This window comes from Oceanisphaera ostreae (assembly GCF_042676125.1).
Classification (GTDB): Bacteria; Pseudomonadota; Gammaproteobacteria; order Enterobacterales; family Aeromonadaceae; genus Oceanimonas; species Oceanimonas ostreae.
The window spans coordinates 83,058-98,092 of the sequence record NZ_JBHTJS010000010.1; the positions used below are offsets into that span (position 1 = coordinate 83,058).

The 15,035-nt window shown below is 49.6% G+C and carries 14 protein-coding genes; 10 read left to right on the forward strand and 4 right to left on the reverse strand.

The genetic code is table 11. The features are described 5' to 3' along the window. Positions 1-21 precede the first annotated feature (21 nt). The 7 genes from fabZ to ACFQ1C_RS04045 all read left to right on the forward strand — a co-directional run bounded on the left by fabZ (position 22) and on the right by ACFQ1C_RS04045 (position 8,532). Entirely contained in the window at positions 22-495 is a 474-nt protein-coding gene (gene fabZ / locus ACFQ1C_RS04015; protein ID WP_449290058.1) for a 3-hydroxyacyl-ACP dehydratase FabZ, read from the forward strand. Between the two features lie 2 nt (positions 496-497). Continuing rightward, positions 498-1,289, forward strand: a complete 792-nt coding sequence (gene lpxA / locus ACFQ1C_RS04020; protein ID WP_379557247.1) for an acyl-ACP--UDP-N-acetylglucosamine O-acyltransferase — start codon at positions 498-500, stop codon at positions 1,287-1,289. Beyond that, positions 1,264-2,526: a lipid-A-disaccharide synthase gene (gene lpxB, locus ACFQ1C_RS04025; RefSeq protein WP_379557248.1), complete on the forward strand. Its 1,263-nt coding sequence runs from the start codon at positions 1,264-1,266 to the stop codon at positions 2,524-2,526. Before lpxA ends, lpxB begins: the two co-directional genes overlap by 26 nt. After that, positions 2,523-3,143 (forward strand): ribonuclease HII, encoded by a 621-nt coding sequence (gene rnhB / locus ACFQ1C_RS04030; protein WP_379557249.1) that lies wholly within the window; start codon positions 2,523-2,525, stop codon positions 3,141-3,143. Before lpxB ends, rnhB begins: the two co-directional genes overlap by 4 nt. Continuing rightward, complete coding sequence (gene dnaE / locus ACFQ1C_RS04035) at positions 3,144-6,611, forward strand: DNA polymerase III subunit alpha (protein ID WP_379557250.1); 3,468 nt, start codon at positions 3,144-3,146, stop codon at positions 6,609-6,611. 28 nt (positions 6,612-6,639) lie between these two features. Continuing rightward, positions 6,640-7,590 (forward strand): acetyl-CoA carboxylase carboxyl transferase subunit alpha, encoded by a 951-nt coding sequence (accA, locus tag ACFQ1C_RS04040; RefSeq protein ID WP_379557251.1) that lies wholly within the window; start codon positions 6,640-6,642, stop codon positions 7,588-7,590. Positions 7,591-7,782: 192 nt separating this feature from the next. Next, positions 7,783-8,532 carry a M48 family metallopeptidase gene (locus ACFQ1C_RS04045; RefSeq protein ID WP_379557252.1) on the forward strand — a complete coding sequence of 250 codons (750 nt, stop codon included), beginning with the start codon at positions 7,783-7,785 and terminating at the stop codon, positions 8,530-8,532. Between the two features lie 832 nt (positions 8,533-9,364). On the opposite strand, the gene ACFQ1C_RS04050 is transcribed toward ACFQ1C_RS04045, so the two are convergent. Continuing rightward, positions 9,365-10,516 carry a flagellar assembly protein T N-terminal domain-containing protein gene (locus ACFQ1C_RS04050; protein WP_379557253.1) on the reverse strand — a complete coding sequence of 384 codons (1,152 nt, stop codon included), beginning with the start codon at positions 10,514-10,516 and terminating at the stop codon, positions 9,365-9,367. Between the two features lie 425 nt (positions 10,517-10,941). Between ACFQ1C_RS04050 and ACFQ1C_RS04055 the strand changes: the two genes are divergently transcribed. Then, positions 10,942-11,496, forward strand: coding sequence for a FlgO family outer membrane protein (locus ACFQ1C_RS04055; protein WP_379557254.1), 555 nt, complete (start codon positions 10,942-10,944; stop codon positions 11,494-11,496). Next, positions 11,486-11,881, forward strand: a complete 396-nt coding sequence (locus ACFQ1C_RS04060) for an LPP20 family lipoprotein (RefSeq protein WP_379557255.1) — start codon at positions 11,486-11,488, stop codon at positions 11,879-11,881. The genes ACFQ1C_RS04055 and ACFQ1C_RS04060 overlap by 11 nt, the downstream gene beginning before the upstream one ends. Positions 11,882-12,364: 483 nt before the next feature. On the opposite strand, the gene flgN is transcribed toward ACFQ1C_RS04060, so the two are convergent. The 3 genes from flgN to flgA all read right to left on the reverse strand — a co-directional run bounded on the left by flgN (position 12,365) and on the right by flgA (position 13,938). Further along, positions 12,365-12,778 carry a flagellar export chaperone FlgN gene (gene flgN, locus ACFQ1C_RS04065; protein ID WP_379557256.1) on the reverse strand — a complete coding sequence of 138 codons (414 nt, stop codon included), beginning with the start codon at positions 12,776-12,778 and terminating at the stop codon, positions 12,365-12,367. Between the two features lies 1 nt (position 12,779). Continuing rightward, on the reverse strand, positions 12,780-13,100 hold the full coding sequence (gene flgM / locus ACFQ1C_RS04070) for a flagellar biosynthesis anti-sigma factor FlgM (protein WP_379557257.1): 321 nt from the start codon (positions 13,098-13,100) through the stop codon (positions 12,780-12,782). Between the two features lie 70 nt (positions 13,101-13,170). Further along, complete coding sequence (flgA, locus tag ACFQ1C_RS04075) at positions 13,171-13,938, reverse strand: flagellar basal body P-ring formation chaperone FlgA (protein WP_379557258.1); 768 nt, start codon at positions 13,936-13,938, stop codon at positions 13,171-13,173. Between the two features lie 160 nt (positions 13,939-14,098). Between flgA and ACFQ1C_RS04080 the strand changes: the two genes are divergently transcribed. Next, positions 14,099-15,013 (forward strand): chemotaxis protein CheV, encoded by a 915-nt coding sequence (locus ACFQ1C_RS04080; RefSeq protein ID WP_379557259.1) that lies wholly within the window; start codon positions 14,099-14,101, stop codon positions 15,011-15,013. The last annotated feature ends 22 nt before the right edge of the window (positions 15,014-15,035 follow it).

A 15,035-nucleotide genomic window follows, 5' to 3' on the forward strand; every position in this document is an offset into this window, starting at 1 on the left:
ACAATTTGGTAGGGTTACATTTTGAATGACGAGCTAAATACCGAGAACAATCAGTTGGATATCCAGGATATTCTGGAACTGTTGCCGCATCGCTACCCGTTTTTAATGGTAGACAAAGTGGCACATTATGAAATTAGCCCCGAGCGTAAGACCCTGAGAGGCATTAAAAATGTGTCTTTCAATGAGCCGATGTTCACTGGCCATTTTCCGGGCAAGCCGGTATTTCCGGGCGTGCTAATTTTAGAAGCCATGGCTCAGGCCACCGGTATTTTGGCGTTTAAAATGGTAGGTAAACCTAAGCCAGGTGAGCTGTACTATTTTGCATCTATTGATAACGCCCGCTTCAAGCGCCCTGTAATACCAGGAGATCAACTGGTGCTCGATGTTGTTTTTCTTAAAGAGCGCCGTGGCATCGCCAAGTTTACCGGTGTGGCTACCGTAGACGGTGAAGTGGTGTGTACTGCTGAACTGATGTGTGCCAAACGCGGGGGGTGAGAGTGACTGAACAAAGTGCAAAGATCCATGAAACCGCCATTGTTCATCCGGATGCCAAAATAGGTAAAGGGGTCGAAATTGGCCCCTGGACGTTAATTGGTGCCGACGTTGAAATTGGTGATAACTGCTGGATTGGCTCTCATGTGGTAATTAAAGGGCCAACTCGCATCGGTGAGCGTAATCATATTTTTCAGTTTTGCTCGATAGGGGAAGACTGCCAAGATAAAAAGTACGCCGGTGAGCTAACTCGGCTAGAAATTGGCGACGATAACGTGATCCGTGAGTCTTGCACTTTTCATCGCGGCACCAGCCAAGATGAAAGTCTCACTCGCGTGGGTAGCCGTAATCTGTTTATGGTTAACGTGCATGTGGCACACGACTGTCGTGTTGGTGATGATTGTATTTTTGCCAATAACGCCACCTTAGCGGGCCATGTGTATATTGGCTCGCACGTGATTTTTGGTGGCCATGCCGCCATTCACCAGTTTGGCCGCGTGGGCAGCCATGCTTTTATTGCCGGTTGTGCCGCGCTTAATAAAGACGTGCCGCCCTATGTAATGGCTGCTGGGCTGTATGCCAAGCCGTTTGGTGTTAACTCCGAGGGCTTACGCCGCCGTGGTTTTTCACCCGAAGCGATTTCGGCCATCAAAAAAGCCTATAAGATCATCTTTAGAAGCGGTAAAACCGTGGCTGAAGTGATCCCCGAGTTGGAAGAGCTAAATGCGGCTCAACCAGAAGTAGGCCCCATGATTGAGTTTTTGAAGCAAAATGAGCGCGGTATTATTCGTGCCTGATCCTCATTTGCCAAGAGCGGAGGCGGCTACAGCAACCGCCCCCGATCTGCGGCCGCTGCGTATTGGTCTAGTGGCCGGTGAAGTCTCCGGCGATACCTTGGGTGCCGGGCTAATACGCGAGCTGCGCGCCCGTCATCCTAACGCCATTTTTGAAGGCATTGCCGGGCCACAAATGGTGGCCGAGGGCTGCACGGCTTTGTTTGAAATGGACGAGCTGTCGGTGATGGGGCTGGTAGAGGTGCTGGGCCGACTGCCACGTATTTTAAGCATTCGTAAGCGCATTGTTCGCCATTTTTTAGACAATCCGCCAGATGTGTTTGTGGGCATTGATGCCCCCGATTTTAATATCGACGTTGAGCTAAAGCTGCGCAAATCCGGTATTGCCACGCTGCACTACGTAAGCCCGTCTGTGTGGGCATGGCGACAAAATCGCATTCATAAAATAAAGCGAGCCACCGATATGGTGCTGGCTTTCTTGCCGTTTGAAAAAGCCTTTTACGACCGTTTTGATGCCCCGTGCCGTTTTATTGGTCATACCTTGGCCGATAAAATGCCACTGGTGCCCGACACCGCGGGTGCGCGTGAGCGCTTGGGTTTAAAGCCCGATGGCCATTATATGGCGCTGCTGCCTGGTAGTCGTCATGCGGAAGTGACCTTGCTTAGTCCGGTGTATTTAGAAGCGTGCAAACAGCTAAAGGTGCGTCATCCGAGTCTAGAGTTTGTGGTGCCGCTGGTAAACCCTAAGCGTCGCGAAGAGTTTATGGCCATTAAACAGCAAATGGCACCGCATTTAGAGGTCATTTTAATTGAAGGCCAAGGCCGCGATGTGATGACGGCGGCAGACATTATTTTGCTGGCCTCGGGTACCGCGACCTTAGAAGCCATGCTGGCGAAAAAGCCGATGGTAGTGGGTTATAAATTTAAGCCGTTTAGCTATTGGTTGGCCAATAAATTTGTACACACCGCCTATGCTTCTTTACCTAATTTGTTGGCCGATCGCATGTTGGTGCCGGAGCTTATTCAGCATGAATGCACACCCGACCACATTGTGGATGAAGTGAGCAAGCTGATTGATTTTGATACTACCGGCTTGCTGGCCGAGTTTACGCGCTTGCATAAGCAAATTCGCTGCAACGCCGACGAACAAGCGGCGCTGGCAGTATTAGCGCTGGCTAACCGGCTACCCACTGAGCCAAATCACTCTGCAGCAAATACCTCATCGGCTAACGAAATATGATAGAAATTGTATATCCCCAAGGGGTGATAGTGGCCGGCGTAGATGAAGTCGGCCGCGGGCCACTAGTTGGCGACGTCGTGACTGCGGCGGTGATCCTCGACCCTCATAATCCCATTGCCGGCCTTGGCGACTCTAAAGTGTTAAGCGATAAAAAACGCCAGTTATTGGCGCCACTTATTCGCGAGCACGCCCTGGCGTGGGCTATTGGTCGTTGCTCGCCAGCCGAAATTGACGAATTAAATATTTTGCAGGCCACCATGCTGGCCATGAGCCGCGCAGTTGCCGCATTAAGCGTACAGCCAGGCTTTGTCTTTATCGACGGCAATCGCTGCCCGTCATTGCCCATGCCCGCTCAAGCGGTGGTGAAAGGCGATAGCCGGGTGGCAGAAATTAGTGCCGCATCTATTTTGGCTAAAGTGGCCCGCGATCAAGACATGGTTGAGCTGGATGCCCGGCATCCGCAATATGGTTTTGCCCAGCACAAAGGCTATCCCACCAAAGCACATTTTGTCGCCCTGAGCGCGCATGGCGTGTTGCCGGAATATCGCCGTAGCTTTAAGCCGGTGGCGACTCAGTTGCTGCTAGAAGCCTCATTAACAGCAACCAGAGGCCAGTAAATGACCACGCACTTCGTTCATCTGCGCGTACATTCCGATTTTTCTATGGTGGATGGGGTTGCCAAAATTGGCCCCATTAACAAGCGTACCCAAGAGTTAGGTTACCCGGCGTTAGCGCTTACCGACCAAATGAACATGTGTGGTTTGGTACGCTTTTATGGTGATGCGCACCGCAAAGGGCTAAAGCCGTTGGTGGGGTGCGATGTGTGGGTGCAAAGCGACGAGCTGGGCGAGCAGGTGTTTCGCCTTACTTTGCTGGCGATGAACAACGACGGCTACCAAAACATTACCCGACTTATTTCTGCGGCCTACGAGCGCGGCCATGTGCGGCATCAGCCGTTGGTAGATAAAGCTTGGCTGGCGGAATTTAACGACGGCATTATTGTGTTGTCGGGCGGGCGTGAAGGCGACGTGGGCATGAGCCTGCTCAAAGGCAACGACGCCTTAGTTAATGAGTGCCTTACTTTTTATCAGCAACATTTTGCCGATCGTTATTATCTGGAATTACAACGCACCGAGCGGCCAGACGAAGAGACCTACCTGCATATGGCGGTGGCGTTAGCTGAACGCGTGCAGTTGCCGGTAGTGGCCACCAACGAGGTGGTATTTCTTGATAAAAGCGATTTTGATTCTCACGAAGTACGGGTCGCCATTCACGATGGTTTTACCCTCGACGATAAACGTCGGCCACGCCGCTTTAGCCCCGAGCAATATTTAAAAAGCCCAGCTGAAATGGCTGAGTTGTTCAGTGATATTCCCGAAGCACTAGAAAACAGCGTCGAAATTGCCAAGCGCTGTAACGTGACCGTGCGCCTGGGTGAATATTTTTTGCCGGACTTTCCCACCGGTGATATGAGCATTGGCGACTTTTTAGTTAAATGTTCACAAGACGGCTTAGAAGAGCGGCTGGCGTTTTTGTTTCCCGATGCCACCGAGCGCGCTGCAAAGCGCCCCGAGTACGATGACCGGCTGAACATTGAGCTGGATGTTATCAACCAAATGGGTTTTCCGGGTTATTTTTTGATCGTCATGGAGTTTATCCAATGGTCAAAAGATAACGGCATTCCCGTGGGGCCGGGGCGGGGCTCGGGTGCGGGATCCTTGGTGGCCTATGCGCTTAAAATTACCGACTTAGACCCACTAGAATTCGACTTGCTGTTTGAGCGCTTCTTGAACCCAGAGCGGGTGTCGATGCCCGACTTTGATATCGACTTTTGTATGGACCGCCGTGACGAGGTTATCGATCACGTTGCTGAGCTATACGGCCGCGATGCAGTAAGCCAAATTATCACCTTTGGTACCATGGCCGCCAAGGCCGTGATCCGCGATGTGGGGCGGGTATTGGGTCACCCTTATGGCTTTGTCGAGCGAATTTCTAAGCTTATTCCGCCTGAGCCTGGCATGACACTGGCCAAAGCCTTTGAGGCCGAGCCTAAGCTGCCCGAGCTGTACGACCAAGATGAGGAAGTACAGGCGCTTATCGACATGGCGCGCAAGCTAGAAGGCGTAACCCGAAATGCCGGTAAGCACGCCGGTGGTGTGGTGATTGCGCCTACGCGCATTACCGACTTTGCACCGCTATATTGCGACGAGCACGGCAATAACCCGGTTACCCAATTCGATAAAGACGACGTAGAAGAAGCGGGCTTAGTTAAGTTCGACTTTTTAGGACTGCGTACGTTAACCATTATCGACTGGGCGCTGGCGATGATTAATCCCAAGCTAGTAGCGCGGGGTTTGCCACCGGTTGATATTGCCGCCATCCCTATGGATGATCCTGCCTCGTTTAAAGTGCTGAAGCGCCATGAAACCACGGCGGTGTTTCAGCTTGAGTCTCGCGGCATGAAAGACTTGGTTAAACGCCTGCAGCCCGACTGTTTTGAAGACATGATAGCCCTAGTGGCGTTGTTTCGACCGGGGCCGCTGCAGTCGGGCATGGTGGATAACTTTATTGACCGTAAGCACGGCCGTGAGGCGGTGTCTTACCCCGATGAAACTTGGCAGCACGAGTCACTTAAAGTCACCCTAGAGCCCACCTACGGTATCATTCTGTATCAAGAGCAAGTGATGCAGATTGCGCAAATTTTGGCAGGCTATTCACTGGGCGGGGCCGACTTATTACGCCGGGCCATGGGTAAGAAAAAGCCCGAAGAAATGGCCAAGCAGCGCGAAGGCTTTGAAGCGGGCGCGGTGGCTAACGGTATAGATGCCGAGTTGGCGATGAAAATCTTCGACTTGGTAGAAAAATTTGCCGGTTATGGTTTTAACAAGTCTCACTCTGCCGCCTATGCCTTGGTGTCGTACCAAACGCTGTGGTTAAAAACCCATTATCCTGCTGAATTTATGGCGGCGGTAATGACCGCCGACATGGATAACACCGATAAAGTGGTGACGCTGGTCGACGAATGTCAGCGCATGGGACTAACCCTGCTGCCGCCCGATGTAAATTCGGGGTTATATCGTTTTACGGTGAACGAGCAGGGCGAAATTGTCTATGGCATAGGTGCCATTAAAGGCGTAGGCGAAGGGCCGATTGATTCTATTTTAGCGGCACGAGAAGCGGGGCCGTTTCGGGACTTATTCGATTTTTGTAATCGGGTAGATCTTAAAAAGCTCAATAAACGGGTAATGGAAAAGCTAATTTACTCCGGCGCAATGGACCGGTTAGGCCCACACCGCGCCTCCACCATGGCCACCTTAGCTGAGGCCATGAAAGCGGCAGAGCAACATGCCAAAGCCGAGGCGCTGGGCCAAAGCGACATGTTTGGCGTATTGGTTGAAGAAGAGCAGACCGAACATGCGTTTGTGGACGTAGCCCACTGGCCGGACAAAATATGGCTGGATGGCGAGCGTGACACATTAGGGCTGTATTTAACGGGCCACCCTATTAACCAATATGCCAAAGAATTACGCCATTATACGACTGGCCGCTTGAGTGATTTGCAGGCCACCAGCCGCGACAAAGTTACCACGGCGGCGGGGTTGGTTATTGCCGCCAGAGTGATAACCACCAAGCGGGGCAACCGCATGGGCATTATTACGTTAGACGATCGCTCTGGCCGATTAGACGTTACCTTGTTTGCGGATGCATTAGAACGCTATGAGTCTTTGCTAGAAAAGGATAAAATCCTCGTTATTAGCGGACAGGTCAGCTTTGATGATTTTAATGGTGGCCTTAAAATGTCGGCACGGGAAGTGCTAGACATGAGTGATGCCCGCGAGCGCTTTGCGCGCGGCTTGGCGTTAAATATTAATAACAGCCAGATTGATCAGCACTTTTTTAGCCAATTATTGGACATACTGACCCCCGTACGGGCGGGAGTGTGCCCTGTTAGCGTTACGTATTATCGACCGGGAGCGCGGGCACAGTTGATGTTAGGCACCGAGTGGCGGGTAACCCCCACCGACGAGGTGTTAGCGTCGTTAAAGCAACTGCTGGGCCCAGATAAAGTCGAGCTACTTTTTTGAGTCGAACTATTTTTGAACTGAGGGACTTATGAGCCACCAATTTCTGGATTTTGAACAACCGATTGCCGAGCTACAGGCCCAAATCGAAGAACTTCGTCATGTAAACGAAGGCGACGCCGTTGACCTAGACGAAGAAGTTAGTCGTCTTGAAGGTAAGCGCGATGAACTAACCAAAAAGGTGTTCGCCAACTTGGGGCCTTGGCAGATTTCGCAGTTGGCTCGCCATCCGCTACGCCCGTATACCTTAGATTATCTTGAGCACATTTTTGGTGAGTTTGACGAACTGGCCGGCGACCGTGCCTATGCCGACGACAAAGCCATGGTCGGCGGCATTGCCCGCCTCGACGGTCGCCCAGTGATGGTGATTGGCCAGCAAAAAGGCCGCGAAACTAAAGAGAAAATTCGTCGTAACTTTGGTATGCCGCGCCCAGAAGGCTACCGTAAAGCTTTGCGCTTAATGGAAATGGCCGAGCGCTTTAAAATGCCTATTTTGACCTTTATTGACACCCCAGGTGCATACCCGGGTGTGGGTGCCGAAGAGCGCGGTCAAAGTGAAGCCATTGCTCGCAATCTAAAGGTAATGTCTGGCCTTAAAACGCCAATTATCTGCACCGTGATTGGTGAAGGTGGCTCTGGCGGCGCATTAGCCATTGGCGTGGGTGACCGCGTGAACATGCTGCAATATTCTACTTATTCGGTAATTTCGCCAGAAGGCTGTGCTTCTATTTTGTGGAAGAGCGCCGATAAAGCCCCGCTGGCTGCCGAAGCTATGGGTATTACGGCTAAGCGTATTCACGAGCTAAAGCTGATTGATAACGTAGTAGAAGAGCCAATGGGCGGCGCCCACGGTAATCCGCTATTAGCTGCCGAGTTCTTAAAGGCCCGCTTACTTGCCGATTTAGCCGACTTGGATCAGTTAGACACCGACACTCTGCTAGAACAGCGCTACCAACGCCTAATGGGCTACGGATATTGCTAATCTAGCGCCCAGCGCTATGTCGTCAGGGCCTTGCCCTGAGCCGTCATCCTGACGCACGTCAGGATCTTGGGTTAGGTTTAGGGCTAAGAGCGAGATACCGGTATCACGCACGCTACTTTTGTATCTGGCATCGAGCCGCTACGTTAGTACACATATTAAGCTAAATAATATTACACAGGGATAGAGAGACAAATGAAAAAAACATTAATTGCAGCCACGGTTATCACTCTGGGCTTAAGCGGCTGTGTGTCTGATGATCCTAGCCAGTTTTTAGGCGCCGGTATGACGGCGTTTAAAGGGCTTACGTTATCTAAAAGCGAATTACAGATGCAAGCCAGTTTGTCTGCCAAGCAAATGGACAGCGAAAATAAGCTAGCCCCTGCTAATAACAAATATAGCCAGCGTCTTGCTAAGTTAACCAAAGGGTTAACCTTTGTTGATAGCACGCCGCTTAACTTTCAAGTGTATTTAGCCGACGAAATTAACGCCTTTGCTATGCCCGATGGCACAGTGCGTGTGTACTCTGGTTTAATGGACGTGATGAAAGATGACGAGCTGGTTGCCGTGATTGGTCACGAAATTGGTCACATTAAACTTGAGCACTCATTAAGCCAGTTTAAAACGGCTTATTTGACAGAAGCTGCACGCCAAGCGGCTACCGCCGTGGGTGGAACGGTGGGCTCTTTGGCATCATCTCAATATGCTGATATTGGTACTCAGTTTATGAGCGCTCAGTTTTCGCAAGGCGATGAGCTAGAGTCGGATGAATATGGTATTGAAGTGCTGTGTCAGTTAAACATGGACCCTTTTGCTGCCATGCGTGCTCAAGAAGTACTGCTTAAGCAATCTGGTAATGGCGGCGGTTTATTCTCTAGCCACCCATCCAGCGCCGAGCGTATAGAAAAAGCCAGAGCCGCAGCCGCAAACGCCAGCTGCAGCTAAAAGAATGTGAAGGGAGAAGGGGGAAGAGAGCAAGCTAAGCATGACTGAGCCCTGCACCCAGCTAAATAAAAACCGCCAACATGGCGGTTTTTATTTTTTAGTACTTAAGTAATCCTGCGTAACTTATGTGGATTCAGGGGCTAGCTTTTCTTTCTCGTCACCCTCGCGAAGGCGGGGGCCAGTGTCTTTGCAGGAGAAGCGCAGGCTGACAGCTTTGCGCCACAGGTCCTGGGGTCCCGTCCCCGCCTACGTGAGGATGACGTTCCTTCGCGGGAATGACGCCAGAACCACGCCTGTTAAGCGGCATTACTTAAACAGTAAGACTAACGATCTCTTCGCCATAAAATACACGCCTCTTTATTTATGAGAAGCACAGAAAAATAGAGATCAAATCTGAAAATGTATTTTTGTAAATTGGTCTCTTTTAGGCCGTGCCACCATTATTGTACGAATGAATTCGCCCCTACAAAAAACAAGGATAGAAAGGGGTCATCCTCACGCACGTCAGGATGACGCACTACAGCCGTCATCCTGATGAACATCAGGATCTCGCTTTTGACCTTTAAAGACGAAACAAGATACCGGAACGCGTCCGGTATGACGGCAGAAATTCGGTGTTTCTTGTAGGCTATCGCTTTAGCTGATAGTCCGTCCCCGCCTACGCGAGGATGACGTTCTTTAGCGGGATTTAAAAAACATCCTGCTCCGCAGTCCCAGCAGCTAAAGCGCTGGCTACAAACTAGTGTTGAGTTAAATGTTTTCATTCAACACTCAGCAATATTCTTTAGCCCTTTGTTTAGCTGGGTGCTTGGCGCCGGGCGCTGTGTTTACTTTAATGTATTGCCGTCATGATGTCGCCTGGGGTGATGCGTACTTGTTTTGCTTGATTATCCGCTGGTGTGAGTATGCTGTAATCGGTATGGCTTTGCCGCACGACAAATTGTACCTTGGTAGAGGTTTCACTGTAATAACCGGGCTGCAGCTGGCGGCGATTAATAAGGGTGAAGCGATCGCCCGGTTGAATGCCTGATTGCCGGCCTAAGTCCATTAAGATACCTTCTTCAGACTGCTGCAAGATATGGCCGATGGCCTTCATGCACGACTGAGCATTGGTAATATCTCGGGCAATGCGTTGTAGCAGCTGGTCGACGGGCTGCCCGTAGCTTGAGTGCCAAAACTCTTGTGCTAGTACTTTTACCTTAGCGTGTTTGCTATAAGCCCACGGCGCTTCTACCTGATAGCGTTGCTGTACTAAGCGCTCGCCTGTGAAGCTGTCTTCTAGCGTAATTAACAGGCTAAACTGACGTGGCATGTCACTAAAGCGCCATTTCACCCAGTCGCCTTCTGCCATGCTAATGTCATTGATCACGCCACTTAACAACAACCTAGACTGCTGCTGTTTGGCTAGTACATCTCCGCCTTGGCGCAGCCCTGGGCTGCGAGGCAGTTGGCGGTCTGTGATCACTTGATAGGGCAGTTGTGTCATTAGGTTGACGCTGGGTGTGAGGTGGTGCGCGAGCTTTGCAGTAACAGCGGTGCCTAAGTCAAATATTTGACCAAAACGAGCCTGTTCGGGATATTGCAGCACAAAGTTACTGAGGGTAACGCCTGGGTTATAACGACCGTTACATTGTGGTGTTACTTGTTTATTCGGCCAGATATCGGCTCTAAGGGTTAGCCACAGTCGGCCTTGCGCTCGCCGTTCTTTAAGAACCACATAATCCATAAGCTCACCCTGAGCTGCAATATCAAGCTGCTGCTCAGAAAGCGCGCCGTTAGTAACCGACTGCACAGTGGTCAGTGATGCTCCGGCTTGTAGCAGCGCTTCAGTTAGCGCTTGTTCCAACGCTTGCTGGCGGGCAGTTTCGGGGCCTAAGCTTAATGGTGCTGAGCCTTCGGTCTGATACCAGTTGGCGTTAGCTGTTAACGGCAATGTCAGCGGCAGCAGTAGAAGCAACGAGGGCAAAAGGGCTTTTATTGACACTGGATCATCCTGTGTTAAGACGGCTGTTTCATAAAAGCACAGCGTCGATCAATTATGGGCAAGGATTATGCAAAAACCTTGCCCATTAAATAAAATATTATAATGTAAATGCATAGTTTTTTTACACTCGTTATTTTTATTAACAAACGAAGATGTATTATGGAGGAAATAAAATTAAAGCTTATTGTTTAGCAGCCGATAAGTTATTGATACCACTAATTTTAGCGAGTTATACAATGATAAAACCTTTTTTTCTTGTTGCCATATTTGGCTTGACTGCCTGTACGTCAACAGAAAGGCCAGTCTTTGATCCTCATCATCATTATCTGCCTCATGATCATGCGTCTCACTACATTCACAGTAAGCCTCGGGGTCCTTTAGTACAGGCAAACTTAGCGCCTCGACATATTAGAGATGGTGTGCCAATGCGGATGCGTGCTGGTGCTCGCAGTGTCTATCTGCCGCCCTCTGAACCGTCAGCGGTAGAGGGGCAAACTTTACTGCAACAGCATATATCGGCGCTTGCTTTTCGTCTGCTGTCCAGCGCGCATAATTTAAATGGACAAGCAGGTATTGCGGTCAGTGGTTTTGTTGATCAACAGGACTATGAGAGTCAGAGTAACTTTAGCCGCTTACTCTCCGAAACCATGATGTTTCAGCTTAATCAATACGGCTTACGGGTTGTTGATTTTAAAACGTTGCCTTTTATTCGCATTACTCCTCAGGGTGACGTTAGCACCAGCCGTGACTATCGCCAGCTAAGCGCACAGTTGGATGCACGTTACTTGTTGCACGGTACCGTAAGTGAAACCACCGGTGGTCGTTTAATTAATGCGCGTTTAGTTTCTATTGGCGATAATAGTGTGGTGGCCAGTGCTCAGCATTATATTCCTGAGTATTTAGTAGCTGGTATGTTAAACGCTAGGGGTCCACAACCGCGAGTGATCACCGCTGCAGAACGGAGCCGTTATGCGAAGTAAGCTTTGGCTACTGTTATTAGTGACTTTAGCTGGGTGTAGCAGCCAGCAGAATGGAGCTAATTCGGCTAAAAATCATCTTTATGCGGTGGGGTATGCGCCCATTAGCTTGCAAAACCCGGCGGATCATCAACAAAAGTTATTACATGCCATGCGTGCTTCTAAAATGGATGCCTATCGTGAGCTAACCGAGCAACTGGGTGGCGTTATGTCTTCTAGTTCAAGCACTATGAACAGCAATATTTTGCAAGATGGCACCGTGATAAACAGCAGCCGCGGCATAGTACGTGGCGCAAAAGTAGTGAACAGCTACCCCGACGGCGATATGTACATTACCGAGTTAGAGTTAGATCTAAATGTGTATGAAAAACTACGGCGCGGGAAGTGACCGAAACGGCAATGCTGAGTGTTGAATGTTGAAATACAGAGGTGGGAGAGCAGTTATCCTTTATTCAAAATATGGATACCCTACAAAAGACACCGACCTTGTAGCCTGCGCTTTAGCTGCAGGGACTGCGGAGCAGGATGATTTTAAATCTCGCGTAGGAACGTCATTCCCGCGAAGGCGGGAATCCAGAAATTGTGGCGCAGAACGGTCAGTCTGCGGGTTGTCTGCAAAGGACACTGGACCCCCGCCTTCGCGAGGGTGACGATAGGGGTAAGGCAGCGCTTTAGCAGCTGCGGAGCAGGATGATTTTAAATGTCGCGTAGAAACGTCATTCCCGCGAAGGCGGGAATCCAGAACTTGTGGCGCAGAACGGTCAGTCTGCGGGTTGCCTGCAAAGGTCACTGGACCCCCGCCTTCGCGAGGGTGACGATAAAGGTAAGCTAGCCACATCACTTCACCCTTTACACTTCACGGGCTAAGCCCCTAAACCTTAAACCCGGCGCCCTTGTTGATGCCTTTGGTATGACCTTTTTGGTCATAGGTCATGCTTTGGCGCTCGTGGAGTTTGCTTAAAATGTTGGCAAGTTGGCGCACGCCATTTAACGACTGCTCTAACAGTTGTTCGGCCACCTGGCTTTGCTCTTGGCATTGCACTACTAATTCGCGAAGTTGGCTTACTTGCTCTTTAAACTCGTGGTTTAAGCGTTCGCGCTCTGGATGATTAGCCAGTTCGCTGTCCGTTGTCTGAATATGAGTTAGCAGAGTTTGCTTACTTTCAGTCAGCGGGGGGAGTTCGAGGGCTTTACGTTTAACGATCAACTCAAGCTCCTGCTGGGTGATATCCAACAGTTGCTTGAGCTGTAATGTTTGGGTTTCTAGCAGCGCAGCAAGAGACATATTAGAGGCCTTCTAAGTCCTGTTCAAAGCTTGAGATATTGGCTGCAAGCTTATCACTGTCTACTTGATAACTGCCTTCATTAATGGCTTTTTTTAGCGCCTCTAACCGCGCACTGTTATCGGGTGCCGGAGTATTGACCAAGGTTTGCTGCACCTGGCTAAGGCGCTGGGCCTGAGGTGTAAGCGTAACGGAGTCTTGGTTTGCTGAAACGGCCGACTGCGTAGTGCTTGGTGGCGTTTCGCTGCCAACATGTTGTTTATATTTATTGTTCGTCAGTGGCGTACTGTTGCCAATGCCCGCGGGTAATTTATCGATAGCCATAATGTGAGCGTCCTATTCTGCTGCTGCGTAGAAGGAGTATCGGCCTTGTTAGCCATAACTTTAGCAGAATTTATAATTTAACTTGTACTTGCCCAGCGGCCATCACGCGCGCACTAATTTTGCGCCCAGAGTTAAGATTGCTAACTTGAATGCGGTCATTAAATGAGCCATCTTCTTCGGCTATACCATCAGTTTTAAGCATTAGCCCGCCAGTTTTCGCCAAAATACTGACTTTGTCGCCTTTGCATACGACGCAAAGTTGACTGCTGCGTATCGGTTGGCCTGGGCGCAAGTCGCGCTTGCTGCGTGAGCCAATTAGCTCATTGGTGCTGCTAAAAATATCGCCTCGCAGTAAGACTTCATCTTGATATTCTATATGTAAATGCTGAGCCTGCAGCAGGGTGTTGCGCGAAATAGGGTCGAGGGCGGTAACGACGGGTTTAAGTACGCGAACTCGAACGGGCACAAACAGCTCCCAGCCAGGGGTTTCGTGACACTGTAAATACACATGAGTATTACGTTTTACCTCGCCCGCACCTCGAATGTCGGCAGTGAGCTTACCTAAGCACTCGGTGAGTTGTAGACGAGTGTCTACGCTGGCAGCGTTAATTTCTAACTTATCATTTGGCTGTACGGGAACTAAATCGCGAACATAATTTTCGGCATATTGGCGAATGTTGTCGTGCACCGACAGGATAGGTATTTGCGCGTGCGCTGCCCCGAACACACCGTTAATTAACAAGCCAATAATGACGCTTTTTCTATATGGCCACACCTTACATGCTAACCAGCGATGCGGTTTGTAGGTGAAACCTAATCGAAAAAATATTCTAAGCATTACTACCTCGTGGCCGATAAAGAACGTAAGCTGGCCGCAGTTGGCGTCCACTTAGTGCGAGTGTTAAGCTTTAGCGCTTGGTAAACGCACAGCAACCACAATACAAGCATAAAACATGCCATGAAAATTCATTCGTAATGGCATATACGGAGAAATGGTAATGGCAGGGATACTCGACTCAGTAAACCAAAGAACACAACTTGTTGGTCAAAATAGACTAGAACTATTGCTATTTAAGTTGAATGGCCGCCAAAGATTTGGCATTAATGTGTTTAAGGTAAAGGAAGTACTGCAGTGCCCCAAGTTGACGGCCTTGCCGCAGCGCAACCCGGTAATTAAAGGGGTAGCTAATATTCGAGGTCAAACCATCTCTGTTATTGATATTAGTAAAGCCATGGGCGGGCGGCCCATTGAGCAGGTTGACAATAGTTTTGTGATTATTTCTGAGTACAACCGCTCAGTACAAGGCTTTTTGGTCAACTCAGTTGAACGGATAATTAACGTTAACTGGGAGTCTATTTTACCGCCGCCAAAAGGAGCAGGGCGTTCAAATTACATGACCGCAGTAACAGAAATAGATGGCGAACTGGTTGAAATACTAGACGTAGAAAAAATACTTGATGAAATTAATCCCGTTAACTCTACCGTCAAAAAAGAGCTAATGGATGAGGTGTCTGAGTTAACCAGAGTGACGCAAAAGCCTATTTTGATTTCTGATGACTCTTCTGTTGCGCGCCGCCAAATTCAAAAAACCATAGAAAGTCTTGGATTTGAGGTTATTGTGACCGAAAATGGTAGGCAGGCGCTCAACAAGCTGAAAGAATTGGCTGAGCTGGGGCCGATTCAAGACCAACTGTCTATGGTGATTTCTGATGTAGAAATGCCGGAGATGGATGGCTACACATTAACGGCCGAAATCCGTAATAATGCAGCACTAAAAAATCTGCACGTTATTTTGCACACCTCTCTCAGTGGTGTGTTTAACAAAGCCTTGATTGAAAAAGTGGGTGCTAACGATTTTATCGCTAAATTCCATCCCGATGAGCTGGCATCAGCCGTTAAAAGCGCACTTTAGAATAGGCATAAAGGAACAGATA

What these genes read in the sequence shown, in the direction of transcription:
- lpxB (WP_379557248.1), top strand. Translation starts at nt 1,264, where the DNA reads ATGAGCGCGGTATTATTCGTGCCTGATCCTCATTTGCCAAGAGCGGAG.
- rnhB (WP_379557249.1), top strand. Translation starts at nt 2,523, where the DNA reads ATGATAGAAATTGTATATCCCCAAGGGGTGATAGTGGCCGGCGTAGAT.
- dnaE (WP_379557250.1), top strand. Translation starts at nt 3,144, where the DNA reads ATGACCACGCACTTCGTTCATCTGCGCGTACATTCCGATTTTTCTATG.
- accA (WP_379557251.1), top strand. Translation starts at nt 6,640, where the DNA reads ATGAGCCACCAATTTCTGGATTTTGAACAACCGATTGCCGAGCTACAG.
- ACFQ1C_RS04045 (WP_379557252.1), top strand. Translation starts at nt 7,783, where the DNA reads ATGAAAAAAACATTAATTGCAGCCACGGTTATCACTCTGGGCTTAAGC.
- ACFQ1C_RS04055 (WP_379557254.1), top strand. Translation starts at nt 10,942, where the DNA reads ATGCGGATGCGTGCTGGTGCTCGCAGTGTCTATCTGCCGCCCTCTGAA.
- ACFQ1C_RS04060 (WP_379557255.1), top strand. Translation starts at nt 11,486, where the DNA reads ATGCGAAGTAAGCTTTGGCTACTGTTATTAGTGACTTTAGCTGGGTGT.
- flgN (WP_379557256.1), bottom strand. Translation starts at nt 12,778, where the DNA reads ATGTCTCTTGCTGCGCTGCTAGAAACCCAAACATTACAGCTCAAGCAA.
- flgM (WP_379557257.1), bottom strand. Translation starts at nt 13,100, where the DNA reads ATGGCTATCGATAAATTACCCGCGGGCATTGGCAACAGTACGCCACTG.
- flgA (WP_379557258.1), bottom strand. Translation starts at nt 13,938, where the DNA reads ATGCTTAGAATATTTTTTCGATTAGGTTTCACCTACAAACCGCATCGC.
- ACFQ1C_RS04080 (WP_379557259.1), top strand. Translation starts at nt 14,099, where the DNA reads ATGGCAGGGATACTCGACTCAGTAAACCAAAGAACACAACTTGTTGGT.